Annotated in this window: 22 protein-coding genes; 10 read left to right on the top strand and 12 right to left on the bottom strand. The window is 68.6% G+C overall.

All coding sequences use genetic code 11. The features are described 5' to 3' along the window. Positions 1-5 precede the first annotated feature (5 nt). The 4 genes from RQG82_RS14185 to RQG82_RS14170 are packed head-to-tail and all read right to left on the bottom strand — an operon-like array spanning position 6 to position 4,736. Positions 6-1,046: an ABC transporter permease gene (locus tag RQG82_RS14185; protein ID WP_311259693.1), complete on the bottom strand. Its 1,041-nt coding sequence runs from the start codon at positions 1,044-1,046 to the stop codon at positions 6-8. Further along, positions 1,043-2,125 carry an ABC transporter permease gene (locus RQG82_RS14180; RefSeq protein ID WP_311259692.1) on the bottom strand — a complete coding sequence of 361 codons (1,083 nt, stop codon included), beginning with the start codon at positions 2,123-2,125 and terminating at the stop codon, positions 1,043-1,045. Before RQG82_RS14180 ends, RQG82_RS14185 begins: the two co-directional genes overlap by 4 nt. Continuing rightward, complete coding sequence (locus tag RQG82_RS14175; protein ID WP_311259691.1) at positions 2,122-3,630, bottom strand: sugar ABC transporter ATP-binding protein; 1,509 nt, start codon at positions 3,628-3,630, stop codon at positions 2,122-2,124. Before RQG82_RS14175 ends, RQG82_RS14180 begins: the two co-directional genes overlap by 4 nt. Next, positions 3,627-4,736 (bottom strand): Gfo/Idh/MocA family oxidoreductase, encoded by a 1,110-nt coding sequence (locus tag RQG82_RS14170; RefSeq protein ID WP_311259690.1) that lies wholly within the window; start codon positions 4,734-4,736, stop codon positions 3,627-3,629. The genes RQG82_RS14175 and RQG82_RS14170 overlap by 4 nt, the downstream gene beginning before the upstream one ends. A gap of 113 nt (positions 4,737-4,849) precedes the next feature. Between RQG82_RS14170 and RQG82_RS14165 the strand changes: the two genes are divergently transcribed. After that, on the top strand, positions 4,850-6,046 hold the full coding sequence (locus tag RQG82_RS14165) for an ROK family transcriptional regulator (RefSeq protein WP_311259689.1): 1,197 nt from the start codon (positions 4,850-4,852) through the stop codon (positions 6,044-6,046). Between the two features lie 29 nt (positions 6,047-6,075). Here the strand turns inward: RQG82_RS14165 and RQG82_RS14160 are convergent, their stop codons facing one another. Further along, positions 6,076-7,215, bottom strand: coding sequence for a Gfo/Idh/MocA family oxidoreductase (locus RQG82_RS14160; protein ID WP_311259688.1), 1,140 nt, complete (start codon positions 7,213-7,215; stop codon positions 6,076-6,078). Then, the gene (locus RQG82_RS14155) at positions 7,215-8,021 is read right to left on the bottom strand and encodes a sugar phosphate isomerase/epimerase (protein ID WP_311259687.1); all 807 of its coding nucleotides are present in this window, start codon (positions 8,019-8,021) and stop codon (positions 7,215-7,217) included. The genes RQG82_RS14160 and RQG82_RS14155 overlap by 1 nt, the downstream gene beginning before the upstream one ends. A 110-nt stretch (positions 8,022-8,131) precedes the next feature. Here RQG82_RS14155 and RQG82_RS14150 point away from each other — a divergent pair, with 110 nt between their 5' ends. Genes RQG82_RS14150 through RQG82_RS14140 form a run of 3 tightly spaced genes read left to right on the top strand, consistent with a single transcriptional unit; the run spans position 8,132 to position 10,365 of the window. Then, positions 8,132-8,743, top strand: a complete 612-nt coding sequence (locus RQG82_RS14150) for a helix-turn-helix domain-containing protein (RefSeq protein WP_311259686.1) — start codon at positions 8,132-8,134, stop codon at positions 8,741-8,743. Positions 8,744-8,752: 9 nt separating this feature from the next. Next, on the top strand, positions 8,753-9,382 hold the full coding sequence (locus tag RQG82_RS14145; protein ID WP_311259685.1) for a DUF4166 domain-containing protein: 630 nt from the start codon (positions 8,753-8,755) through the stop codon (positions 9,380-9,382). Further along, complete coding sequence (locus tag RQG82_RS14140; RefSeq protein WP_311259684.1) at positions 9,379-10,365, top strand: DUF1731 domain-containing protein; 987 nt, start codon at positions 9,379-9,381, stop codon at positions 10,363-10,365. Before RQG82_RS14145 ends, RQG82_RS14140 begins: the two co-directional genes overlap by 4 nt. Here the strand turns inward: RQG82_RS14140 and RQG82_RS14135 are convergent. Genes RQG82_RS14135 through RQG82_RS14125 form a run of 3 tightly spaced genes read right to left on the bottom strand, consistent with a single transcriptional unit; the run spans position 10,362 to position 11,962 of the window. Beyond that, the gene (locus tag RQG82_RS14135) at positions 10,362-10,766 is read right to left on the bottom strand and encodes a PLD nuclease N-terminal domain-containing protein (protein WP_311259683.1); all 405 of its coding nucleotides are present in this window, start codon (positions 10,764-10,766) and stop codon (positions 10,362-10,364) included. The two genes, RQG82_RS14140 and RQG82_RS14135, sit on opposite strands and share 4 nt — an antisense overlap. Before the next feature lie 38 nt (positions 10,767-10,804). Next, on the bottom strand, positions 10,805-11,734 hold the full coding sequence (locus tag RQG82_RS14130) for an aldo/keto reductase (protein WP_311259682.1): 930 nt from the start codon (positions 11,732-11,734) through the stop codon (positions 10,805-10,807). Between the two features lie 9 nt (positions 11,735-11,743). After that, on the bottom strand, positions 11,744-11,962 hold the full coding sequence (locus RQG82_RS14125; RefSeq protein WP_311259681.1) for a hypothetical protein: 219 nt from the start codon (positions 11,960-11,962) through the stop codon (positions 11,744-11,746). Between the two features lie 85 nt (positions 11,963-12,047). On the opposite strand from RQG82_RS14125, the gene RQG82_RS14120 reads away from it, so the two are divergent. From RQG82_RS14120 to RQG82_RS14110, 3 genes are read left to right on the top strand one after another with little or no spacing between them, the layout of a single operon-like run. Next, entirely contained in the window at positions 12,048-12,434 is a 387-nt protein-coding gene (locus tag RQG82_RS14120) for a helix-turn-helix transcriptional regulator (protein WP_311259680.1), read from the top strand. A gap of 22 nt (positions 12,435-12,456) precedes the next feature. Continuing rightward, positions 12,457-12,897 (top strand): ImmA/IrrE family metallo-endopeptidase, encoded by a 441-nt coding sequence (locus tag RQG82_RS14115; protein WP_311259679.1) that lies wholly within the window; start codon positions 12,457-12,459, stop codon positions 12,895-12,897. Positions 12,898-12,932: 35 nt separating this feature from the next. Then, on the top strand, positions 12,933-13,535 hold the full coding sequence (locus RQG82_RS14110) for a GNAT family protein (protein WP_311259678.1): 603 nt from the start codon (positions 12,933-12,935) through the stop codon (positions 13,533-13,535). On the opposite strand, the gene RQG82_RS14105 is transcribed toward RQG82_RS14110, so the two are convergent. Next, positions 13,536-13,766: a hypothetical protein gene (locus RQG82_RS14105; RefSeq protein WP_311259677.1), complete on the bottom strand. Its 231-nt coding sequence runs from the start codon at positions 13,764-13,766 to the stop codon at positions 13,536-13,538. A 78-nt stretch (positions 13,767-13,844) separates the two neighbouring features. Between RQG82_RS14105 and RQG82_RS14100 the strand changes: the two genes are divergently transcribed. After that, positions 13,845-14,456: an NAD(P)H-dependent oxidoreductase gene (locus RQG82_RS14100; RefSeq protein ID WP_311259676.1), complete on the top strand. Its 612-nt coding sequence runs from the start codon at positions 13,845-13,847 to the stop codon at positions 14,454-14,456. A 1-nt stretch (position 14,457) separates the two neighbouring features. On the opposite strand, the gene RQG82_RS14095 is transcribed toward RQG82_RS14100, so the two are convergent. Beyond that, on the bottom strand, positions 14,458-14,790 hold the full coding sequence (locus RQG82_RS14095; RefSeq protein ID WP_311259675.1) for a hypothetical protein: 333 nt from the start codon (positions 14,788-14,790) through the stop codon (positions 14,458-14,460). 50 nt (positions 14,791-14,840) lie between these two features. Next, positions 14,841-15,860, bottom strand: coding sequence for a hypothetical protein (locus RQG82_RS14090; protein WP_311259674.1), 1,020 nt, complete (start codon positions 15,858-15,860; stop codon positions 14,841-14,843). Positions 15,861-15,932: 72 nt separating this feature from the next. Here RQG82_RS14090 and pgi point away from each other — a divergent pair, with 72 nt between their 5' ends. Both pgi and RQG82_RS14080 read left to right on the top strand, forming a co-directional pair. Continuing rightward, positions 15,933-17,612 (top strand): glucose-6-phosphate isomerase, encoded by a 1,680-nt coding sequence (gene pgi / locus RQG82_RS14085; RefSeq protein WP_311259673.1) that lies wholly within the window; start codon positions 15,933-15,935, stop codon positions 17,610-17,612. Between the two features lie 21 nt (positions 17,613-17,633). Beyond that, a complete protein-coding gene (locus tag RQG82_RS14080) occupies positions 17,634-18,044 on the top strand; it encodes a DUF2809 domain-containing protein (RefSeq protein ID WP_311259672.1) in 411 nt (136 codons plus the stop codon). Positions 18,045-18,071 lie beyond the last annotated feature (27 nt).

Genomic DNA, 18,071 nt, shown 5'->3' with positions numbered 1-18,071 from the left:
CATTGCTAATCTCCTCTGGTTTCTGTGTGGATGGTGCTGGTTGTTACGGGTTCTGCGGTCTCGATGGCCGGAGAAGTCTGGGGCCCTCGCTTGCGTCGCGCGCGGAATGCGACGGCGGAGTATGCGACGGCGGCGATGATGATGACGCCCTGTACGGCATCTCGCAGCGTCGACGGGACGCCTGCGATGTTCAGCAGCATGAAGAGGGCTTCGAGCGCGAACGCACCGGCCGCCGCGGCGACGATCCAGCCCCGCCCGCCGCCGAGCACGACCCCGCCGAGGACGACGGCCGTGATCGCGACGAACTCGTAGCCGCGGCCGACCGAGGGGTGCACTCCTGCGTATCCCACGAGCAGCACGGCCGAGAGGGTCGCCGAGAGCGACGAGATCATGAAGGCGCGGGTCGTGACCCAGGCGCTGCGCGCACCGGCGAAGTCGACCGCCGTGGCGTTGTCGCCCACCGCGATGAGCAGCTTGCCGAGTGGGCGTTTCGTGATCCAGATCCCGAGGGCGAGCCAGCCGATGAGGATGAACACCGCCCACGGGATGAACTCGAGCAACGGCACATCGCGGATGCCGCCGCGGCCGATCTCGCGGAAGCTGTCTGCCGGGTTTCCTGTGGCCGCTCCGCCCGTCCACCACATGACGCCGCCGAGAAGGGCGAGCATCATGCCGAGCGTGACGATGAAGGAGGGCACCTTGAGCAGTGTGGTGATGACGCCGTTGATGAGCCCGACGACCGCCCCGAAGACGATCATGAGCAGCAGCACGGGGATCGTGCGCGAGTCGTCCTGCCCGACGACGTTGCCGGCGATGATCACCTGCGCCGTGATCAGCGAGCCCTGCGACAGATCGAACTCACCCGCGATGATGACGAAGTACTGACCGATCGCGACGATCGCGATCGGGGCGACGCGCTGGATGAACCTCATGAACTGGCCCGGTTCGGCGAAGCTCGGGTTGAGGATCATGACCGCCACCAGCAGGATCACCAGCAGCAGGAACACCGCGCCGCGAGGGCTCACCAGTGTGCGCAGCACGTTCATGCGCGTCCTCCTTCCGCGGTGGGACCCGTATCGGCGAGTTCTGATGCGGCGGCCGCCATCTCGGACTCGGCCGCTTTGGCGGCGTCGTCTCCCCCGGTTCTCGTGCCGCCTGCTCCGAAGCGCGGGCGCCGACTGACGATCGAGCGACGGCTGTAGACAGCCACCGCCGCGACGATCACGACGCCGCGGACGACGTCCTTCAGGAACGGGTTGACCTGCATGACGCTCATGACGTTGTCGACGACCGCGAGGATCGCGACGCCGCCGATCGCGCCCCAGATCGAGCCGCGTCCGCCCAGCAGCAGCGTGCCGCCGAGCACGACCGCGGCGATCGACAGCAGCGCGTAGCCACCCTGCTGACCGACGGTGGGGCTGCCGACACCGAGACGGCTGGCGAGCAGCAGACCGGCGAGCCCTGCGAACACCGAGCACAGCACGTGCGCGGCGATCAGCGGCGGCTTCGTGCGCACACCCGACAGGCGGGCGATCTCTGGGTCGCCGCCGACCGCGTAGAGATGGGCGCCGGTGCGGGTGCGGTTCAGCAGGAACCAGACGAACACGGCGAGCGCGATCATGATGATGGTCGAGACGGGAACCGGCCCGACGCCGGTGGCACCGATGAGCTGGAACTCCCAGGGCACGCTGCCTGCCGAGCCCTCGAAGTTGGTGTTGAGGATGCCCTGCAGAATGAGCCCGACGCCGAGGGTGGCGATGAAGCCGTTGACCTTCAGCACGGTGACGATCAGGCCGTTGACCAGGCCGATGCCAGCGCAGACGAGCAGAGTGACGGCGACGGCCGCCGGGACGTTCGCGGGGTTCCCGTTCATGATCGTCGCAGCGAGCAGGCTCGAGAGACTCACGACATAGGTGACCGACAGATCGAGCGACGCTCCGAGCACCACGAGGGTCTGGCCGATCGCGACGAGTCCGAGCACGCTCATGCCGGTGAGGATGTCGCGGATGTTGCCGGGGCTGAAGAAGTTGCGCCCCACGGTGCCGACGAGGATCGCGCCGACGATGAGGGTCAGGATCAGGATGCCGAGGACGATGACCGTCGAGTCGATCCGGAGCCGCTTCATCGTGCACCTCCGTCGATGGTCGCGCCTGTGGCTGCGCCGAGGATCTCGTGCTCGGCCGACCCTGCAGGCAGCTCGGCGACGAGCTCGCCGTCGTGCATCACGAGGATCCGATCGCTCATGCCGATCACCTCGGGCAGCTCGCTCGACACCATCAGCACCGCCTTGCCCTGGGCCGCCAGCTCGCGCATGAGCTGATACACGGCGTACTTCGCCCCGACGTCGATGCCGCGGGTCGGCTCGTCGAAGAGCACGATCTGAGGCTGGGTGAGCAGCCACTTGGCGAGCACGACCTTCTGCTGATTCCCTCCGGAGAGGAACCGCACCTCCTGGTCGAGACCCCGCGAGCTGATCTCCAGCGAGCTGAGCACACCGGGCACCTCTCTTCGCGACGAGGCGGTTCGACCGGCGAAGACGCTGCGGATCACGAGCAGAGTGTTGTCGAGCACCGACTGCCCCAGTGCGAGACCCTGGGCCTTGCGGTCCTCCGAGGCGAGGGCGAATCCGGCACGGACAGCAGCCCTGGCGCTCGTGATGCGCGTCGGCGAGCCGTCGACCCGCATCGAGCCCCGCACGAACGGGTCGATTCCGAAGACCCCCTCGACCAGCTCGGTGCGCCCGGATCCCTGGAGTCCGGCGAGCCCGACGATCTCCCCCGCACGCAGAGTGAGCGACACCCCGTCGACGAAGGCGTTGCCGCAGCCGTCGAGCTCGAGACGCGGCTCGCCCACGACCGTGCCCGCAACGGCATCCGGGTAGTACGACTGGATCGAGCGGCCGACCATGCGGCGCACGAGCTCGTCGGTCGTCAGCGCGCCCGTCTCATCGGTCGACACGAGAGCGCCGTCCTTGAGGATCGTGATGCGGTCGCACAGGTCGAAGATCTCCTTGAGCCGGTGCGAGACGTAGATCACGGCCACCCCGCGAGAGGTCAGGCGACGGATGATGGCGTAGAGCAGCTCGACCTCGCGGTCGCTGAGCGCCGCGGTCGGCTCGTCCATCGAGATGACCTGCGCCTCGAACGACAGCGCCTTGACGATCTCGACGATCTGCTGCTCTGCGACCGTCAACGACCCGACCCGCGCCTGAGGGTCGATGAACGAGACACCGAGGTCGGCGAGCAGCTCGCCTGTGCGGCGGACCATCGCCTTCTGATCCACGAACCCGCCGCGGCGGGGCTCGCGTCCGAGGTAGACGTTCTGGGCGACCGTGCGCTCGGGAAGCAGGGTGAACTCCTGGAAGACGGTGACGATGCCGTCATCCATCGCCTGTCGGGGGTGCCCGTACCGCACCTCTCCGCCGCGGTACCGCACCACGCCCTCGTCGGCGGGCTGCACCCCGGCGATGATCTTCATGAGCGTCGACTTGCCGGCGCCGTTCTCGCCGACGAGGCCGTGCACCTCTCCCGGACGCACGTCGAAGTCGATGCCCTTCAGCACCTCGACGCCGAAGAACGACTTGCGGACGCCCGACACCTCGAGCACCGGCTGGGTGATCGTCGCGGTCATGCCGCCACCTCCGTCCATCGTCCGTCGGCGGCCGCGGAGGCGAGGACCGCCTCGGTCAGCACGGCAGAGCGGAATCCGTCTTCGAACGTCGGCAGCCCGTCGGGGGTCGCACCGCCGATCGCCGCGTACACGTCGGCGATGAAGCCGTTGAAGGCGTCCTGGTAGCCCATCGCGTGCCCCGAGGGCACCCGCTGCAGGCGGGCTGAGTCGGGCGCGGCCGTGGCGGGGTCGCGAAGCAGCAGTCGGGACTCGTCGCGCATGCCGATCCACAGCTCCTCCGGGCGCTCCTGCTCGAACCGGAGCGTCTGCCTGGATCCGTGCAGCTCGAGCGTCAGGGCGTTCTTGCGGCCTGCCGCCATCTGCGAGATGAGCAGCGTGCCGAGGGCGCCGGACTCCGTCTCGACGAGGATCGCGACGATGTCCTCGGTGTCCACCGCCTGGCCGGCCCGCTCGGCGAACACCGTGCGGGTGCGAGCGCTCAGGGAGCGGATGCGCTGGCCGATCACGAACTCGATGAGGTCGCACAGGTGCGAGCCGATGTCGGCGAACGCCCGCGACGCCCCACCGGATGCCGAGCGCACCCGCCAGTCGTCGTCGGTGGGCAGCAGCATCCAGTCCTGCAGATACGAGCAGTCGAGCGTGAGGAGCTCCCCGATGTCTCCCAGGGCGATGCGGGCACGCGCCTCCCGCACCATCGGGTGGTAGCGGTAGACGAAGGGGACCGCGCCGACCCGCCCTCGCGACGCCGCGGTCTCGGCGAGCCTGCGGGCGTCGGCGGCGTTCGTGGCCAGGGGCTTCTCGCAGATGACGTGCTTGCCCGACTCGAGCGCTCGGAGAGCCAGCTCGGCATGGGTGGCATTGGGGGTGCAGATGTGCACGACGTCGATGTCGTCGGCGTCGAGCAGCGCAGCGGCGTCGATCTCGGCACGCACGGCCCCGAGCTCGTCTGCGGCCTGGCGTCCGCCCGAGGCGGAGCGGGTGGCGACGGCGCGGAGCTCGCCGCCCGCATCTCGCGCCGCAGTGCGATGCACGCGGGCCATGAATCCTCCGCCGAGGATGCCGGCTCGGATCGTCCCGAGACCGGTGTCAGTGACATCCGTTGTCATGCCGGCGAGTCTGACACAGGCTCTCGGACTTTTGCTAGAGCTTTGTCAAAAGTTCTTTGTAACGAATCGGAAGTCGATCGAGGACTGTTTCAAGTCTGTGGTTTACTGACGCAATGGTCGACGCACTCCGCACCGCCGCGGCAGCAAACCCCGGCGCAGGCGAGATCTTCCAGATCCTCCGCGACGGCACCGCTCGCACCAAGGCCGAGCTCGCAGCCATCACGGGCCTCGCCCGCTCGACCGTGGCGCTGCGCGTCGATGCTCTGCTCGCCGCCGACCTCCTCCGCCCGGCGGGCGAGGCCGTCTCGACCGGCGGGCGCCCGCCCGCCCGACTGGCCTTCAACTCCCGCGCCGGAGTCGTGCTCGCCGTCGATCTCGGCGCCACCCACGCCACGATCGCCGTCGCGGACCTCGCCGGCGTGATCCTCGATTCACGCACACGCACGATCGACATCGCCGACGGGCCCGAGAATCTGCTCGACGTGATCCTCGCCGATGGGGCGACGCTGCTCGAGACCGCGGCGGCCGGTGGCATCCCGCTGCTCGGGATCGGGATCGGCGTTCCCGGGCCGGTCGAGCACTCGACGGGGCGACCCACCAATCCTCCGATCATGCCCGGCTGGGACCGCTTCGACGTCCCCGGCTACGTGCAGCGCACGTTCGACGTGCCGGTGCTGGTCGACAACGACGTGAACATCCTGGCCCTCGGCGAGCACGCGACGATGTGGCCGCACGTCGACGACCTGATCTTCGTCAAGGTCTCGACCGGCATCGGAGCCGGCATCATCGCCGGAGGGCAGCTGCAGCGGGGGGCGCAGGGCTCAGCCGGCGACATGGGCCACGTCCAGGTGCCGAGCGGGGCCGGCTCCACGAGGGAGCCCGGCGACGAGCGCGACCTCGAGGCTCTCGCGAGCGGGTCTGCACTGGCCGCGGCGCTGCGCGACGCGGGGCACGAAGCGCACAGCCCGGCGGACGTGATCGACCTGGTGCGCTCGGGCGATGCCGCAGCCATCGAGGCGACGCGTCAGGCCGGCCGCGATGTGGGCGAGGTCCTGGCGACGGTGGTCAACCTGCTCAACCCGTCGATCATCGTGCTCGGCGGCAGCATCGCCAGGGCGGGCGAGCATCTGCTCGCCGGGGTGCGCGAGGTCGTCTATCGACGCTCCATCCCCCTGGCGACCCAGCATCTCGCCATCGTGCAGTCGCAGGCAGGCGATAGGGCCGCCGTGCTCGGAGCCGCGATCATGGTCGCCCGCGAGGTGCTCTCACCCGCGAACGTCGACCGCTATGTGGCGACGAAGGCGCGCTGACCGCACCGTCGTCGCCACATCGGCGGATCTCAGAGAGTCGCCTCGAACGGGTCGAAGTCGGCGTCGAGTGAGCCGACCTCGTCGATCGTGCTCGCGACCGGCACGAAGCTGCGCGACTCGGCCGCCTCTTCGATCGACAGCAGGGTGTCGAGCACGTGATAGCCGAACTCCCCCGTGGCGACATGCGCCCGGCCTGCGGCGATCGATCGGGCCATGTCGAGCAGACCGACGCCGCGGCCCGAGAGCACGCCCTCCTGGACGACGTCGATGATCTCCTGCGTCATGGGCTCCGGCGGGACGAAGGCCTGCGTCAGCGGCCGGGTGATCGTGATCTCGCCACCGAAGGTGTTCGGGTCGGGGATCACGATCGTCCCGTCAGTGCCGGTGATCTCGACGACGCCCGTGCGCAGCAGCGGCGAGTCGGTGCTGTACAGGCTCTGCGCCTGTCCGCCCTGCTCGAAGTCCATCAGCACGCTCAGCGTCGACGGGATCTCGACGGGGAACTCCTGACCGGCGAGCTCGCCGACCTGCACGGTGCGGGTCGGAGTGCCCTGAAGCCCGAGGGCCGCGACGGCGGCGACCGGTCCGAACACGTGCACGAGAGCCGAGACGTAGTACGGCCCCATGTCGAGCAGCGGACCGCCGCCCTTGGCGTACAGGAACGCAGGGTTCGGGTGGAAGATCTCCGGCCCCTGCCACTGGAACGTGGTCTGGGCGAACAGCGGGCGACCGATGTCGCCTCGGGCGATCGCGCGCTTCGCCGTCTGCACGCCCGGCCCGAGGACGGTGTCGGGTGCGACGCCGACGCGCAGCCCCGCGGCATCCGCCTTCTGCAGCAGGCGCAGCGACTCGTCACGGCTGACGCCGATCGGCTTCTCGGTCCACACGTGCTTGCCTGCGGCGAGGATCGCCTCGGACACCTCGACATGCACCGCCGGGATCGTCAAATTCACGACGATGTCGATCTCGGGGTCGTTGAGCACGAGGTCGACGCCGCCGGCCCGCGGGACGCCGTACTTCTCGGCCTGCGCCTTCGCGCGCTCCTCGAGCAGGTCGCCGATGGCGATCACCCGCACGTCGGGGAAGGTCGTCAGGTTCGACAGGTACTGGTCACTGATGTTGCCCGCGCCGATGATGCCGACGCCGACGGGTCCTTTGCCGATCGCCATCAGACGGCCACCTTCTCGTCGAGGTAGACGCGGCTGCGCTCGATCGCGTCCCAGAGGTCGCCCTCGAAGTGGTCGAACTCCACGATCGCGAGCTCGAGCGCCGGGGCTGCGGCGATGGCCTCGACCAGCGGAACCGCACCCTCTCCCGCTGCGACCTGGTCGGCGGGCGGGTAGGCGCTCAGCAGCGCGGGGTCGAGCGTGCCGTCCTTGGCGTGCACCGCGATGACCCGGTCGCCCAGACGCTGCAGCAGTGCGACAGGGTCGACGCCGCCGCGGGCGACCCAGTACAGGTCGACCTCGAGCACGACGCGCTCGTCGAGAAGGCCCGCGAGCACCTCGAGTCCGGTGACGCCGTCGAAGACGGCTTCGAGCTCATGGGCGTGGTTGTGATAGCCGACGCGCACATCGACGGCGGCGCCCACAGCGGCCGCCTCGTTGAGAAGACGCGCGGTCTCCTCGATCTGCTCGACCGTCTCCCACCGCGCGGGCTCGGTGTACGGGTCGATGACCGTGCCCATGCCGAGCACCTTCGCCGCGGCGAAGACCTCGGCGGGCGAAGGCACGGGAAGCGTGGTTCCACTGCCGTCGGGGTTCACGAACGACTCGGAGGCGAGGAAGGCGTGACCCGAGGGTGCCGTGAGACCCGCGCCGGCCAGCGCGTCGGCGAGCGGCTGAGCACGGCGCACGAAGTCGTAGGGCTCGACGGCCGTGAAGCCTCGGGCGGCGACCTCTTTCAGCGAGCCTTCGAGGTCGGTCTCGAGCTGATCCTTGATCGTGAACAGCTGGATGGAAGTCTGAATCGCCACGGGGTCTCCTTCGGTCGTCGGTGACGTGCGGGCTGTCTTCGCCCGTCTGTCCGAGCACGCTATCACCAAATACCTCCGCGCGGAAGTTTTCATGTCGCTACACTCTCACCATGACCGACGATCAGGATCGCCCGCGCCAGCGCGGTGCGTATGCGAAGGGCATCGCCCGGCGCCAGGAGATCCTCGATCGCGCGATCGAGGTCTTCGCCGCGCGCGGGGCCGACCGCACGAGCCTGCGCTCCATCGCGAGTGCCGTCGGCGTCACGCACGCAGCCCTCACGCACTACTTCGGGTCGCTCGAAGAGCTGCTCGTCGCGGTCTACCAGGAGAGCACGGCACCGGAGCGCCAGCACCCCGATGCACTCCAGCCGGATGCGACCCCGGTCGAGCGGATGATCGAGTCCGCACGCACCAACCGCGAGGTCCCCGGTCTCGTGCAGCTGTACTCGACGCTGGTCGCCGCCGCTCTCGAAGAAGGGCACCCGGCCGCCCGCGAGTTCGCGACGACCCGCTTCGCGCGGTTGCGCGCCGACATGGCCGCGGTCGTGCGAGAGCAGCAGGACACCGGACGCATGCGCGAGGACGTGGATCCCGAGGCGGTCGCCGCCCTGGTGGTCGCCGCCTCCGACGGCCTGCAGACGCAGTGGCTGCTCGACGACACCGCCCCGCAGCACGAGGCACTCGCCCTGCTCGACCGACTGCTGCGCCCGGCCTCTCGCTAGGGTGAAGGTGTGACAGCACCCGGAACTGATCGACGTTCGCCCTACGAGCGCGCGCTCGGCGAGCGGATCTCGGAACTCCACCCGAAGACCGCCTGGTACTTCCGCACGATCCCCGACGGCCACGTGGGTGTCGGCACCGGGGTCTTCACGACCGCAGGGTCGCGTCATCGCTGGCTCTGGCCCGTGTTCCGCATCGCGGAGTCCCTCGGAGTCGCGTTCGCGGGCTGGGAGCACGACGTGCCGTTCCGCATCGAGAATCGCACGGTCGATGGCGAGGCACTGGCCGTGAGGCATTTCGACCTCCCCGGGCGCACGTGGGTCATGCCCGACATCGTCTCGCTCGGCGCGAATCGCATTCTGCGCAACGAGATCGGCCCGCATCGCACCGTCGTCACGACCTTCGACATCGATGTGCGCGACGGCGCCGTCGTGCTGACCATCCGCCGCGTCGGGATGCGGCTCGGACGGCTGCGCATCGCGGCACCGCGTTTCCTGCGTCCGCGCATCGGGCTCGTCGAGCGCTGGGACGAGCAGCGCGAGCGGCACCACGTGAACATGACCATCGACGCCCCTCTGCTCGGTCGCGTCTACGAGTACACCGGCTTCTTCGAGTACGCGATCGAGAGCGAGACCCCGTGACAGACCAGACGCCCCTCTCGGCAGGCCCCGTCGTGATCGGCGGCTCGACCGGCTTCATGGGGCAGTATCTGATCCCGCGCCTGCGGTCGGCCGGGCGGGAAGTCATCACGATCTCGCGCTCCGGCGCCGACATCTCCTGGGGCGACCAGGAGATGATCGATCGAGCCGTCGACGGCGCATCGCTCGTGATCGGCCTGGCGGGCAAGAGCGTGAACTGCCGCTACACCCCCGAGAACCGCGCGGCGATCTTCCGTTCGCGTCTCGACACGACCTCGTCGCTGAGCACCGCTATCGCGAAAGCCGCGAGTCCTCCCCCGCTGTGGATCAACTCGTCGACGGCCACGATCTACCGCCATGCGGAAGAGCGACCGATGACCGAGTCATCCGGCGAGATCGGCACCGGATTCTCCGTCGAGGTCGCCAAGGCGTGGGAGCGCGCCCTGTTCGCAGACGATCTGCCGCACACACGGCGGGTGGCCCTGCGCAGCGCGATCGTGCTCGGCAACGGGGGCGTGCTCGGCCCGCTGAAGAACCTGGCCCGGCTCGGCCTCGGCGGGGCGCAGTACGACGGCCGGTGGCCGATCAGTCGTGCGCGCCAGGCCGCCGGCACTGCACACCGCCTCGGAGCGCGCCGCGGTCGGCAGCGGTTCAGCTGGGTGCACGTCGAGGACATCGCCCGCATCATCGACTTCCTCGAGGCGACGCCCACCCTCGACGGGCCCGTGAACGCAGCCTCCCCGAATCCCACCGACAACGCCGACTTCATGGCGACCGTGCGGCGGGTGCTCGGCGTGCGCATCGGGCCGCCGATGCCTCGGTGGATGCTCGAGCTCGGCGCCATCGGCATCCGCACCGAGACCGAGCTGATCCTCAAGAGCCGATGGGTGATCCCCGAGAAGCTCACGGTCGCAGGCTTCGAGTTCGCGTACCCGAACCTCGAAGACGCCGTCCGAGAGTCGTTCGATCTCGAACGCGTCGACTAGCGAGGCGCGTCAGCGGACCCGCCCGACGTCTCGCCGCCCTCGCGCCTGCGTTTCTCGATCTCCTGACGCAGCCGCCACTCCTCGATCTCACGATCGAGATCGGCGATCTGCTGCTCGGTGCTGCGGGCGTCCACCGGCGGTGCCGGACGCGGCTCGGGCTGTCGAACCGCGGGTCGCGCAGTCGGCCTCCTGCGCGGGATCCGAGGGATCCGCAGACCCGCCTCGGAATACTCCCTGCCGATCGCGAACCACAGCAGACTGCCGATCAGCGGCAGCAGGATCACGATGACGACCCATGCCATCTTCGGCAGGAATCTCACCTGCGCATCGTCTTTCCTGATGATGTCGACCATCGCGCCGACCATCAGCGCGATGATGAGGAGCGAGAACAGGAACGGCATGTGATCAGGGTAGACGACGCGCGTGCCTCCTGCCGTGGCTACGGCAGCAGGTGACCGGCCGCGCGGAAGAGCTCGTACCACTCGGCCCTGGTGAGCTCGATGTCGGCGCCGGCAGCGGCATCCTGCACGCGTTGCGGAGTCGTGGTTCCGAGCACGACCTGCATCTTGGCGGGGTGACGCGTGATCCATGCGGTCGCGATCGCGATCGGCGGGACTCCGTGCGACGCCGCCAGGCGATCGATAACCACGTTCAGCTCCGCATACTCGGGGTTGCCCAGGAAGACGCCCGTGAAGAAGCCGCCCTGGAACGGCGACCACGCCTGGATCGTGATGCCGTTGATGCGGCAGTACTCGACGATGCCGCCGCCGTCGCGGACGATGCTCTGGTCTTCGCCGGCCATGTTCGCGGCGACGGGCTGCGCGAGGATCGGCGCGTGCGTGATCGAGAGCTGCAGCTGGTTCGCGACCAGGGGCTGGGTGACTGCCGTGCGCAGCAGATCGATCTGCCGGGGAGTGTGGTTCGAGACGCCGAAAGCGCGGACCTTGCCTGCGGCCTCGAGCTCGTCGAACGCCCTGGCGACCTCTTCGGGTTCGACCAGCGCGTCCGGACGGTGCAGCAGCAGCACGTCGATGTGGTCGGTGCGCAGCGCCGCGAGGGACCCCTCGACCTGGCGGACGATGTGCTCGTACGAGAAGTCGAACGTGCCCTCGGCCGGGTTGATGCCGCACTTGGTCTGCAGCACGATCTCATCGCGCTCGGCGGCGCTCAGCCCCAGCGCCTCGGCGAAGCGGCCCTCGCAGAAGTGCATGCTTCCGCCGTAGATGTCGGCATGATCGAAGAAGTCGATGCCCGCGCCGCGGGCCGTGTCATAGAGTTCGCGGATCTGAGCGTCATCCTTGTCATCGATGCGCATCATTCCGGCGACGACGGCGGGGGCGGTGGCGGATCCGAACGGGATGGTCTTCATACCCCCACGCTAGTGCGGGCGAGGGGTGAGCTGTGCGACCGCGATGTCGAGCGCCTGCGCGATCTCGGCCAGGTCGGCGACGGTGAAGTCAGCCTCACCTGCGAGCTTCTCACGCAGCTCGTCGCCGGTGATCCCCACCTGCTGGGAGAGCCACCGAGTGCTGCGTCCCGCGCGCAGCAGCTCTTCTTCAACCGCGGTCGCCACCACACGTCGCACATCTGTCGTCATCCATAGACAGTATCGCCGCATACGTGGCGCGACAAGCATCTCGAGCACCAGTATGACGGCATCCTGGCTTCATCACGGTGCTATCGTGACTCACGTGAAGACACCGGGTGAGCAGTTCAACGCGGCAGTGGGCCGTCAGCTCCGGGCCGAGATCGGCGCCGCAGGCAGCAGCATCGCCGCGATGGCGCGCGAGATCGGCATCGCCAGGAGCGCGCTCGACAACTACGTCACGGGCAAGCGCTCCATCCCGGTCCCCATCCTCTACGCGGTCAGCGCATCCCTCGACATCGCGCCCCACATCGTGATCACGCGCGCAGAGGAGCGTCTTCGCTCGGAGGTCGAGCGTGGCGGCGCCACGATCACCCCGCTCCACCCGCGCACCGATGTCCGTGGCCGACGCGAAGATCGATCCGAAGTCGCGTTCGAGTCTCCCCTCGCCCACGCCGACGACACCGACGATCTCTACGACTGACGACCCCGCGACGAGGAGGACCATGGAGGCCCTCCTCAGCCTGCTCGAAGAGAACGGGCTGCATCTGGTCGAACGCCGAGGCCTCTGCCACGGCGGCTATGAACCGCAGACTGCGACCATCCGCGTCTCCCCCGGACTCAGCCTCAGAGCGACCTGCAGCGTGATCGCACATGAGCTGGCGCACGCCATGCTCGGCCACACCCCCACCGCAGATCCGTCGATCCGTGCGCGTCAGGAGCGCCGCGCCGACGAGTGGGCCGCGCGTCTGCTGATCAGCGCCGACACCTACGCCGAGGCCGAGAAGGCGCGAGGCACCCACCCGGCCAGCCTCGCGTTCGAACTGGGAGTGACGATCGAGATCGTGACCGCCTACCAGCGGCTGCTCCGCCGCGTCGGCGACACCACGTACGTCGGCGCGAAGATGGGCCGAGGCCAATGGGAGCACCGCACCCTGATCGCGTGATCCGACCCCGGGCGCAGCGCTGATTGAATGGCTGCATGACCTTCCGCACCACCCCGGCCCCGATCACCCTCACCGGACGCCTCGTCGAGCTCCGCCCGCTCGAGACCTCGCATCACGACGGCCTCCTCGACGCGCTGCGCGAAGGCGATCTGTGGAAGCAGGCCTGGTACACCTCGGTGCCCTCTCCCGAGGGTCTCGCCGCCGAGATCGACCGTCGCATCGGTCTGATCGAGAGCGGCGGCATGATCCCCTTCACGGCGTTCGACGCCTCGGGGCGCATCCTCGGTCTCACCTCGTACTACGACCTCGAGGCCGACGTCCCGCGGCTGCACATCGGCTATACGTGGAACCGCCCGTCAGCGCACGGAACCGGCACCAACGCCGAGTCGAAGCTGCTGCTGCTCAGGCACGCGTTCGAAGAGCTCGGCGTCTTCCGGGTGGGCCTGACGACTCAGTGGGTGAACTTCCAGTCGCGCGCAGCGATCGAACGTCTCGGTGCGAAGCAGGACGGCGTCATGCGCGCAATGAGCCGGTACCGCAACGGCGCGCTGCGCGACAGCGTGGAGTTCTCGATCATCGAACCGGAATGGCCCGCGGTGAGGGCCACCCTCGAGGCGAGGCTGGCCAGACGGGCCTGACTACTCGGTGGCGTTGCCCGACCAGTTGTCCTTGCGACGAGTGGCCGATCCGCCCGCACGCATCATGAATGCGAGCGAGAGGCTGGTGACGAGAAGTCCGCCGACGAAGACGATCGCCTGGAAGTCCTCGAGCGACTGCGCGAGCCCCATGAGCCAGATGCCTCCGAGGAAGAGGATCATGAAGAAGATGAAGCTGAGGATCACGGGATCTCCTGTCGTAGCGGCCGTCATCCAGGATACCGTCTAGCGCACACCTGGCAGCGACGGAACCCCCTGGGCTATCGACGCCGACGATGGTTTCGTGCAGGGATGACCGCACAACTGACTGCCCTCGCCATCTCCTGCACGCTCAAGCCCTCCCCCGCGGAATCGAGCACCGACCTTCTCGGTTCGCAGATCCTCTCGGCACTCTCCGAGCACGGAGTCACCGGCGAGCTCGTACGCGCCGTCGATCACGTCATCAGCCCCGGGGTCGAGGCCGACATGGGCGGCGGCGACGAATGGCCTGCTCTGCGGGATAAGGTGCACGCCGCCGACATCCTGGTTCTCCTGACGCCCACCTGGATGGGACAGCAGTCGAGTGTCGCGCAGCGGGTTCTCGAACGCCTCGACGCCGAGCTGAGCGAGACGGATGACGCGGGCAGGCCGATCCTCTTCGACAAGGTCGCGATCGCCGGCATCGTCGGCAATGAAGACGGCGCACACCACATCGCCGCGATCCTGTTCCAGTCTCTGAACGACGTCGGATACTCCGTGCCCGCTCAGGCGTCGATCTACTGGAACGGCGAGGCGATGCAGACCGTCGACTACAAGGATCTCGACGAGACCCCCGAGAAGGTCGCACAGGCGATGGCGACAGCCGCTCGCAATGCGGCGCACCTGGCCGGCCTGCTCAAGACGGATCGCTACCCGGCCGAGTAGCTCAGGACTTCGACGTGCTCCCGTCGGCGATCTTCGCCTGCACATAATCGTCGATCACGAGTTCGCCGGTCGCGTTGAGGGCGTGCATGATCTCTTCGACGCGCTGCTTCTGGATGGCCTGCGGTTCCGCTGAGGTGAAGAGGAACTGCAGGGGGATCGCCGGGTGGATCCATACCGTGACACGTCCCGGATCGCCGCCCTCGTGAGGAAGCCAGGTCATCATGAAGCTCTCCTGGCGGCGCAGCTTCGTACCAACGATGACCTTCAGATGAGCGAGCGTCTCGTCGTCGATGAGGATCGGCTCCGATGTGCCGTCATATCGCAGTCTTCCCATGAAGGAAACCGTACCCCGGCGTGCGCATCATCGTGTACACGCGTGCGCGATCAGGCCCGACGGAACGTCACGACCTCATCACGGCGCGCGCGTTCGACGCTCAACCCTGCGAGTTCGAGTCGGCGGAAGACCCGGCGCGGCAGCGCGGGCAGCTCACCTGTGCGGCCCGGCGGCGGCTCGGCGAGCCCGGCGATGAGCGAGAGGTCCACGCCCGCACCCCGCACCTCGATGCGGGCGTAGTCCGAGCGGGTTCGCCAGACGAGGTGCTGCAGCTGGCGGAAGGGGATGCGGTGCATCGCCGACCCTGCGCGGATGCGCAGCTCATCGTTGCCGAACACGACCCTGCACGACAGCGTCCGGCGGCGCAGCAGGCTTCTGAGCAGGAGATAGACCGGCAATCCGACGACGACGCCCATCAGGATGATCGCGAGGCGGGCCCCGACGCGCATCACGGCGTCGTCGAAAGCGATGAGGAGAGCCGTTCCCGCGACGCCGACGACCAGGACCACTCCGACGATGGCGAGAATCAGCGCCCGCATCCGCAGCTCGAGAGCGGAGAACTCCACGCCGGAGCCGTCGCCGCCCTCGTCACGCACCCACTCGGGGGCTGCGGGAGGCGGTCGTCTCTTCGCATCACGACGACCGATGAGACCTGTGACGCGCGACAGGAGGCCCAGCCAGATCCACGCGGCAGCGGGGCCGGCGGCCATCTGGAGCACGACGACGATCGCGCGGATCGGCTCGGGCAGACCGGCCAGCAGAGTGCCACCGGACTCGATCACGAAGATCATCACGGCCGTCAGGCCGACTGCGACACCGAGATGCACCGCGACGCCGGTGCGCACCGGGCGCATCTCCATCGTCGCGTTGACGAAGGAGAACGCGATGCTCCAGCCGCCGAGCAGCATGAGCAGGAACGGGAAGAAGCTCAGGTCGTCGCCCGCGATCGTCCACACCATCGCGGCGAGCAGGAACAGCAGTCCCCATACGAATGGAGCACGCACGAACCTGCGACCGACCTCGCGCCTCAGCCGCCTCTCCGAGGTCGTCTCGGGCGCTGTGTCGGTCATCGCAGCAATCCTAGGACGAGACCCGACGTCATCGCGGGCGCATCGGGTCGCGTGCAGCAGTACCGTGGATCCATGACCGCTCCTGTTGATCCGACACACACCCCCGCCTGGTCCGAGCTCGCCGCGCTGCGCGAGTCGATCACCGCCGATCTGCGGGGCTGGTTCGCCGCCGATGCGAGCCGCGCCGAGCGCCTCACGTTCCCGCTCGCCGATCTGCACGTCGACCTGTCGAAGAACCTCGTCACCGATGAGGTTCTGGCCGCGCTGCTGCGCCTCGCCGAGCAGACGGGTGTCGCCGAACGCTACGCCGCGATACTCGAGGGCGGCCACCTCAACACGTCCGAAGACCGGGCCGTGCTGCACACCGCGCTGCGCCGCCCGGCCGGGGCCTCCCCCGCGCTCGTCGTCGACGGGCAGGACGTGGATGCCGATGTGCAGGCCGTGCTCGACGCGCTCAGCGCGTTCGCCACCAGAGTTCGCGCCGGCGAGTGGCTCGGCATCACGGGCAAACGCGTCACCCACGTCGTCAACATCGGCATCGGCGGCTCCGACCTCGGGCCTGTCATGGTCTACGAGGCGCTCAAGCCCTATGCGGATGCCGGCATCGAGGCGCGTTTCGTGTCGAACATCGACCCGACCGACCTCGCTCAGAAGACCTCCGACCTCGACCCCGAGACGACCCTCTTCATCGTCGCGTCGAAGACCTTCACCACTCTCGAGACGCTCACCAACGCCCGTCTGGCGCGCGACTGGCTGTGGGCCGGGCTCCAGGGCTCCGGCGCCATCTCCGATGACGACGACGCCCGCACCGACGCCGTCGCGCACCATTTCGTGGCGGTGTCGACCGCGCTCGACAAGGTCGCCGCGTTCGGCATCGATCCCGCGAACGCCTTCGGGTTCTGGGATTGGGTCGGCGGTCGCTACTCCGTCGACTCCGCGATCGGCCTGTCGCTCGCGATCGCGCTCGGTCCAGACACGTTCCGCGAGCTGCTGGCCGGCTTCCACGCCGTCGACGAGCATGTGCGCACCACCCCGCTCGAGCGCAACGTGCCCGTGCTGATGGGCCTGCTCAACGTCTGGTACGTCAACTTCCACGGCGCGCAGTCGCATGCGGTGCTGCCCTACGCGCAGCAGCTGAGCCGGTTCCCGGCCTACCTGCAGCAGCTGACGATGGAGTCCAACGGCAAGTCCGTCCGGTGGGACGGCACCCCCGTCACCACCGACACCGGCGAGGTGTTCTGGGGAGAACCGGGCACCAACGGCCAGCACGCGTTCTACCAGCTCATCCACCAGGGCACCCGACTGATCCCGGCCGACTTCATCGCCTTCGTCAACCCGGCGCACCCGCTCACCGACGGCGGGCAGGACGTGCACGAGCTGTTCCTGGCGAACTTCCTCGCGCAGACCAAGGCCCTGGCCTTCGGCAAGACCGCCGAAGAGGTCGAGGCCGAGGGAACCACGGGAGCGCTCGTCGCCGCGCGCACGTTCGCAGGCAACCGCCCGACCACCTCGATCTTCGCGCCGGCTCTCACGCCGCACGTGCTCGGTCAGCTCATCGCCCTCTACGAGCACATGACGTTCACCCAGGGCACGATCTGGGGCATCAACTCGTTCGACCAGTGGGGCGTCGAGCTCGGCAAGCAGCTCGCCATGCAGATCGCCCCGGCGATCGGCGGCGACGAGTCAGCCATCGAGGCACAGGATGCGTCGACGAAGGCGCTGCTCGCGTACTACCGCGCGAATCGGAAGTAGGTGGAGGCGCGCGAGACGCGGATGCCGTCGACCCCGCCTCGCGATCCGCTCGTCGGTGCGCGGCGACGACGTCTGCTCGTCAGCGCCGTGCTGGTGGTCGCGGCGGGTCTCGTCACGCACATCGCCGGCAGCGGTCCGGTGGCGGACCTGGCCGGCGACGCCCTCTATGCGGTGATGATCTACCTCGTCATCGCCGTCGCGGCCCCTCGCACCGCCTTCTGGATCGTCGGCGTGACCGCGCTGGCCCTGTGCACGCTGATCGAGTGCTTCCAGCTCACCGGCCTGCCGGGGTTGTGGGCTGAGAGCTTCTGGCCGGTGCGACTCGTCCTCGGGGTCGGCTTCGACGTGCGCGACCTCGCCGCGTACGCGGTGGGTGCTGGCGCCGCGACCCTCGTCGACGCCGCCCTCAGCCGTCGTCGCGCACGAGTCTGACAGACAACAAAAGACCCCGCGAGCGGT

The organism is Microbacterium sp. WCS2018Hpa-9 (genome assembly GCF_031843745.1).
Lineage (GTDB): Bacteria > Actinomycetota > Actinomycetes > Actinomycetales > Microbacteriaceae > Microbacterium.
Note: the sequence above shows the minus strand (reverse complement) of the source record. Positions and strands in the feature narration are given on the sequence as shown.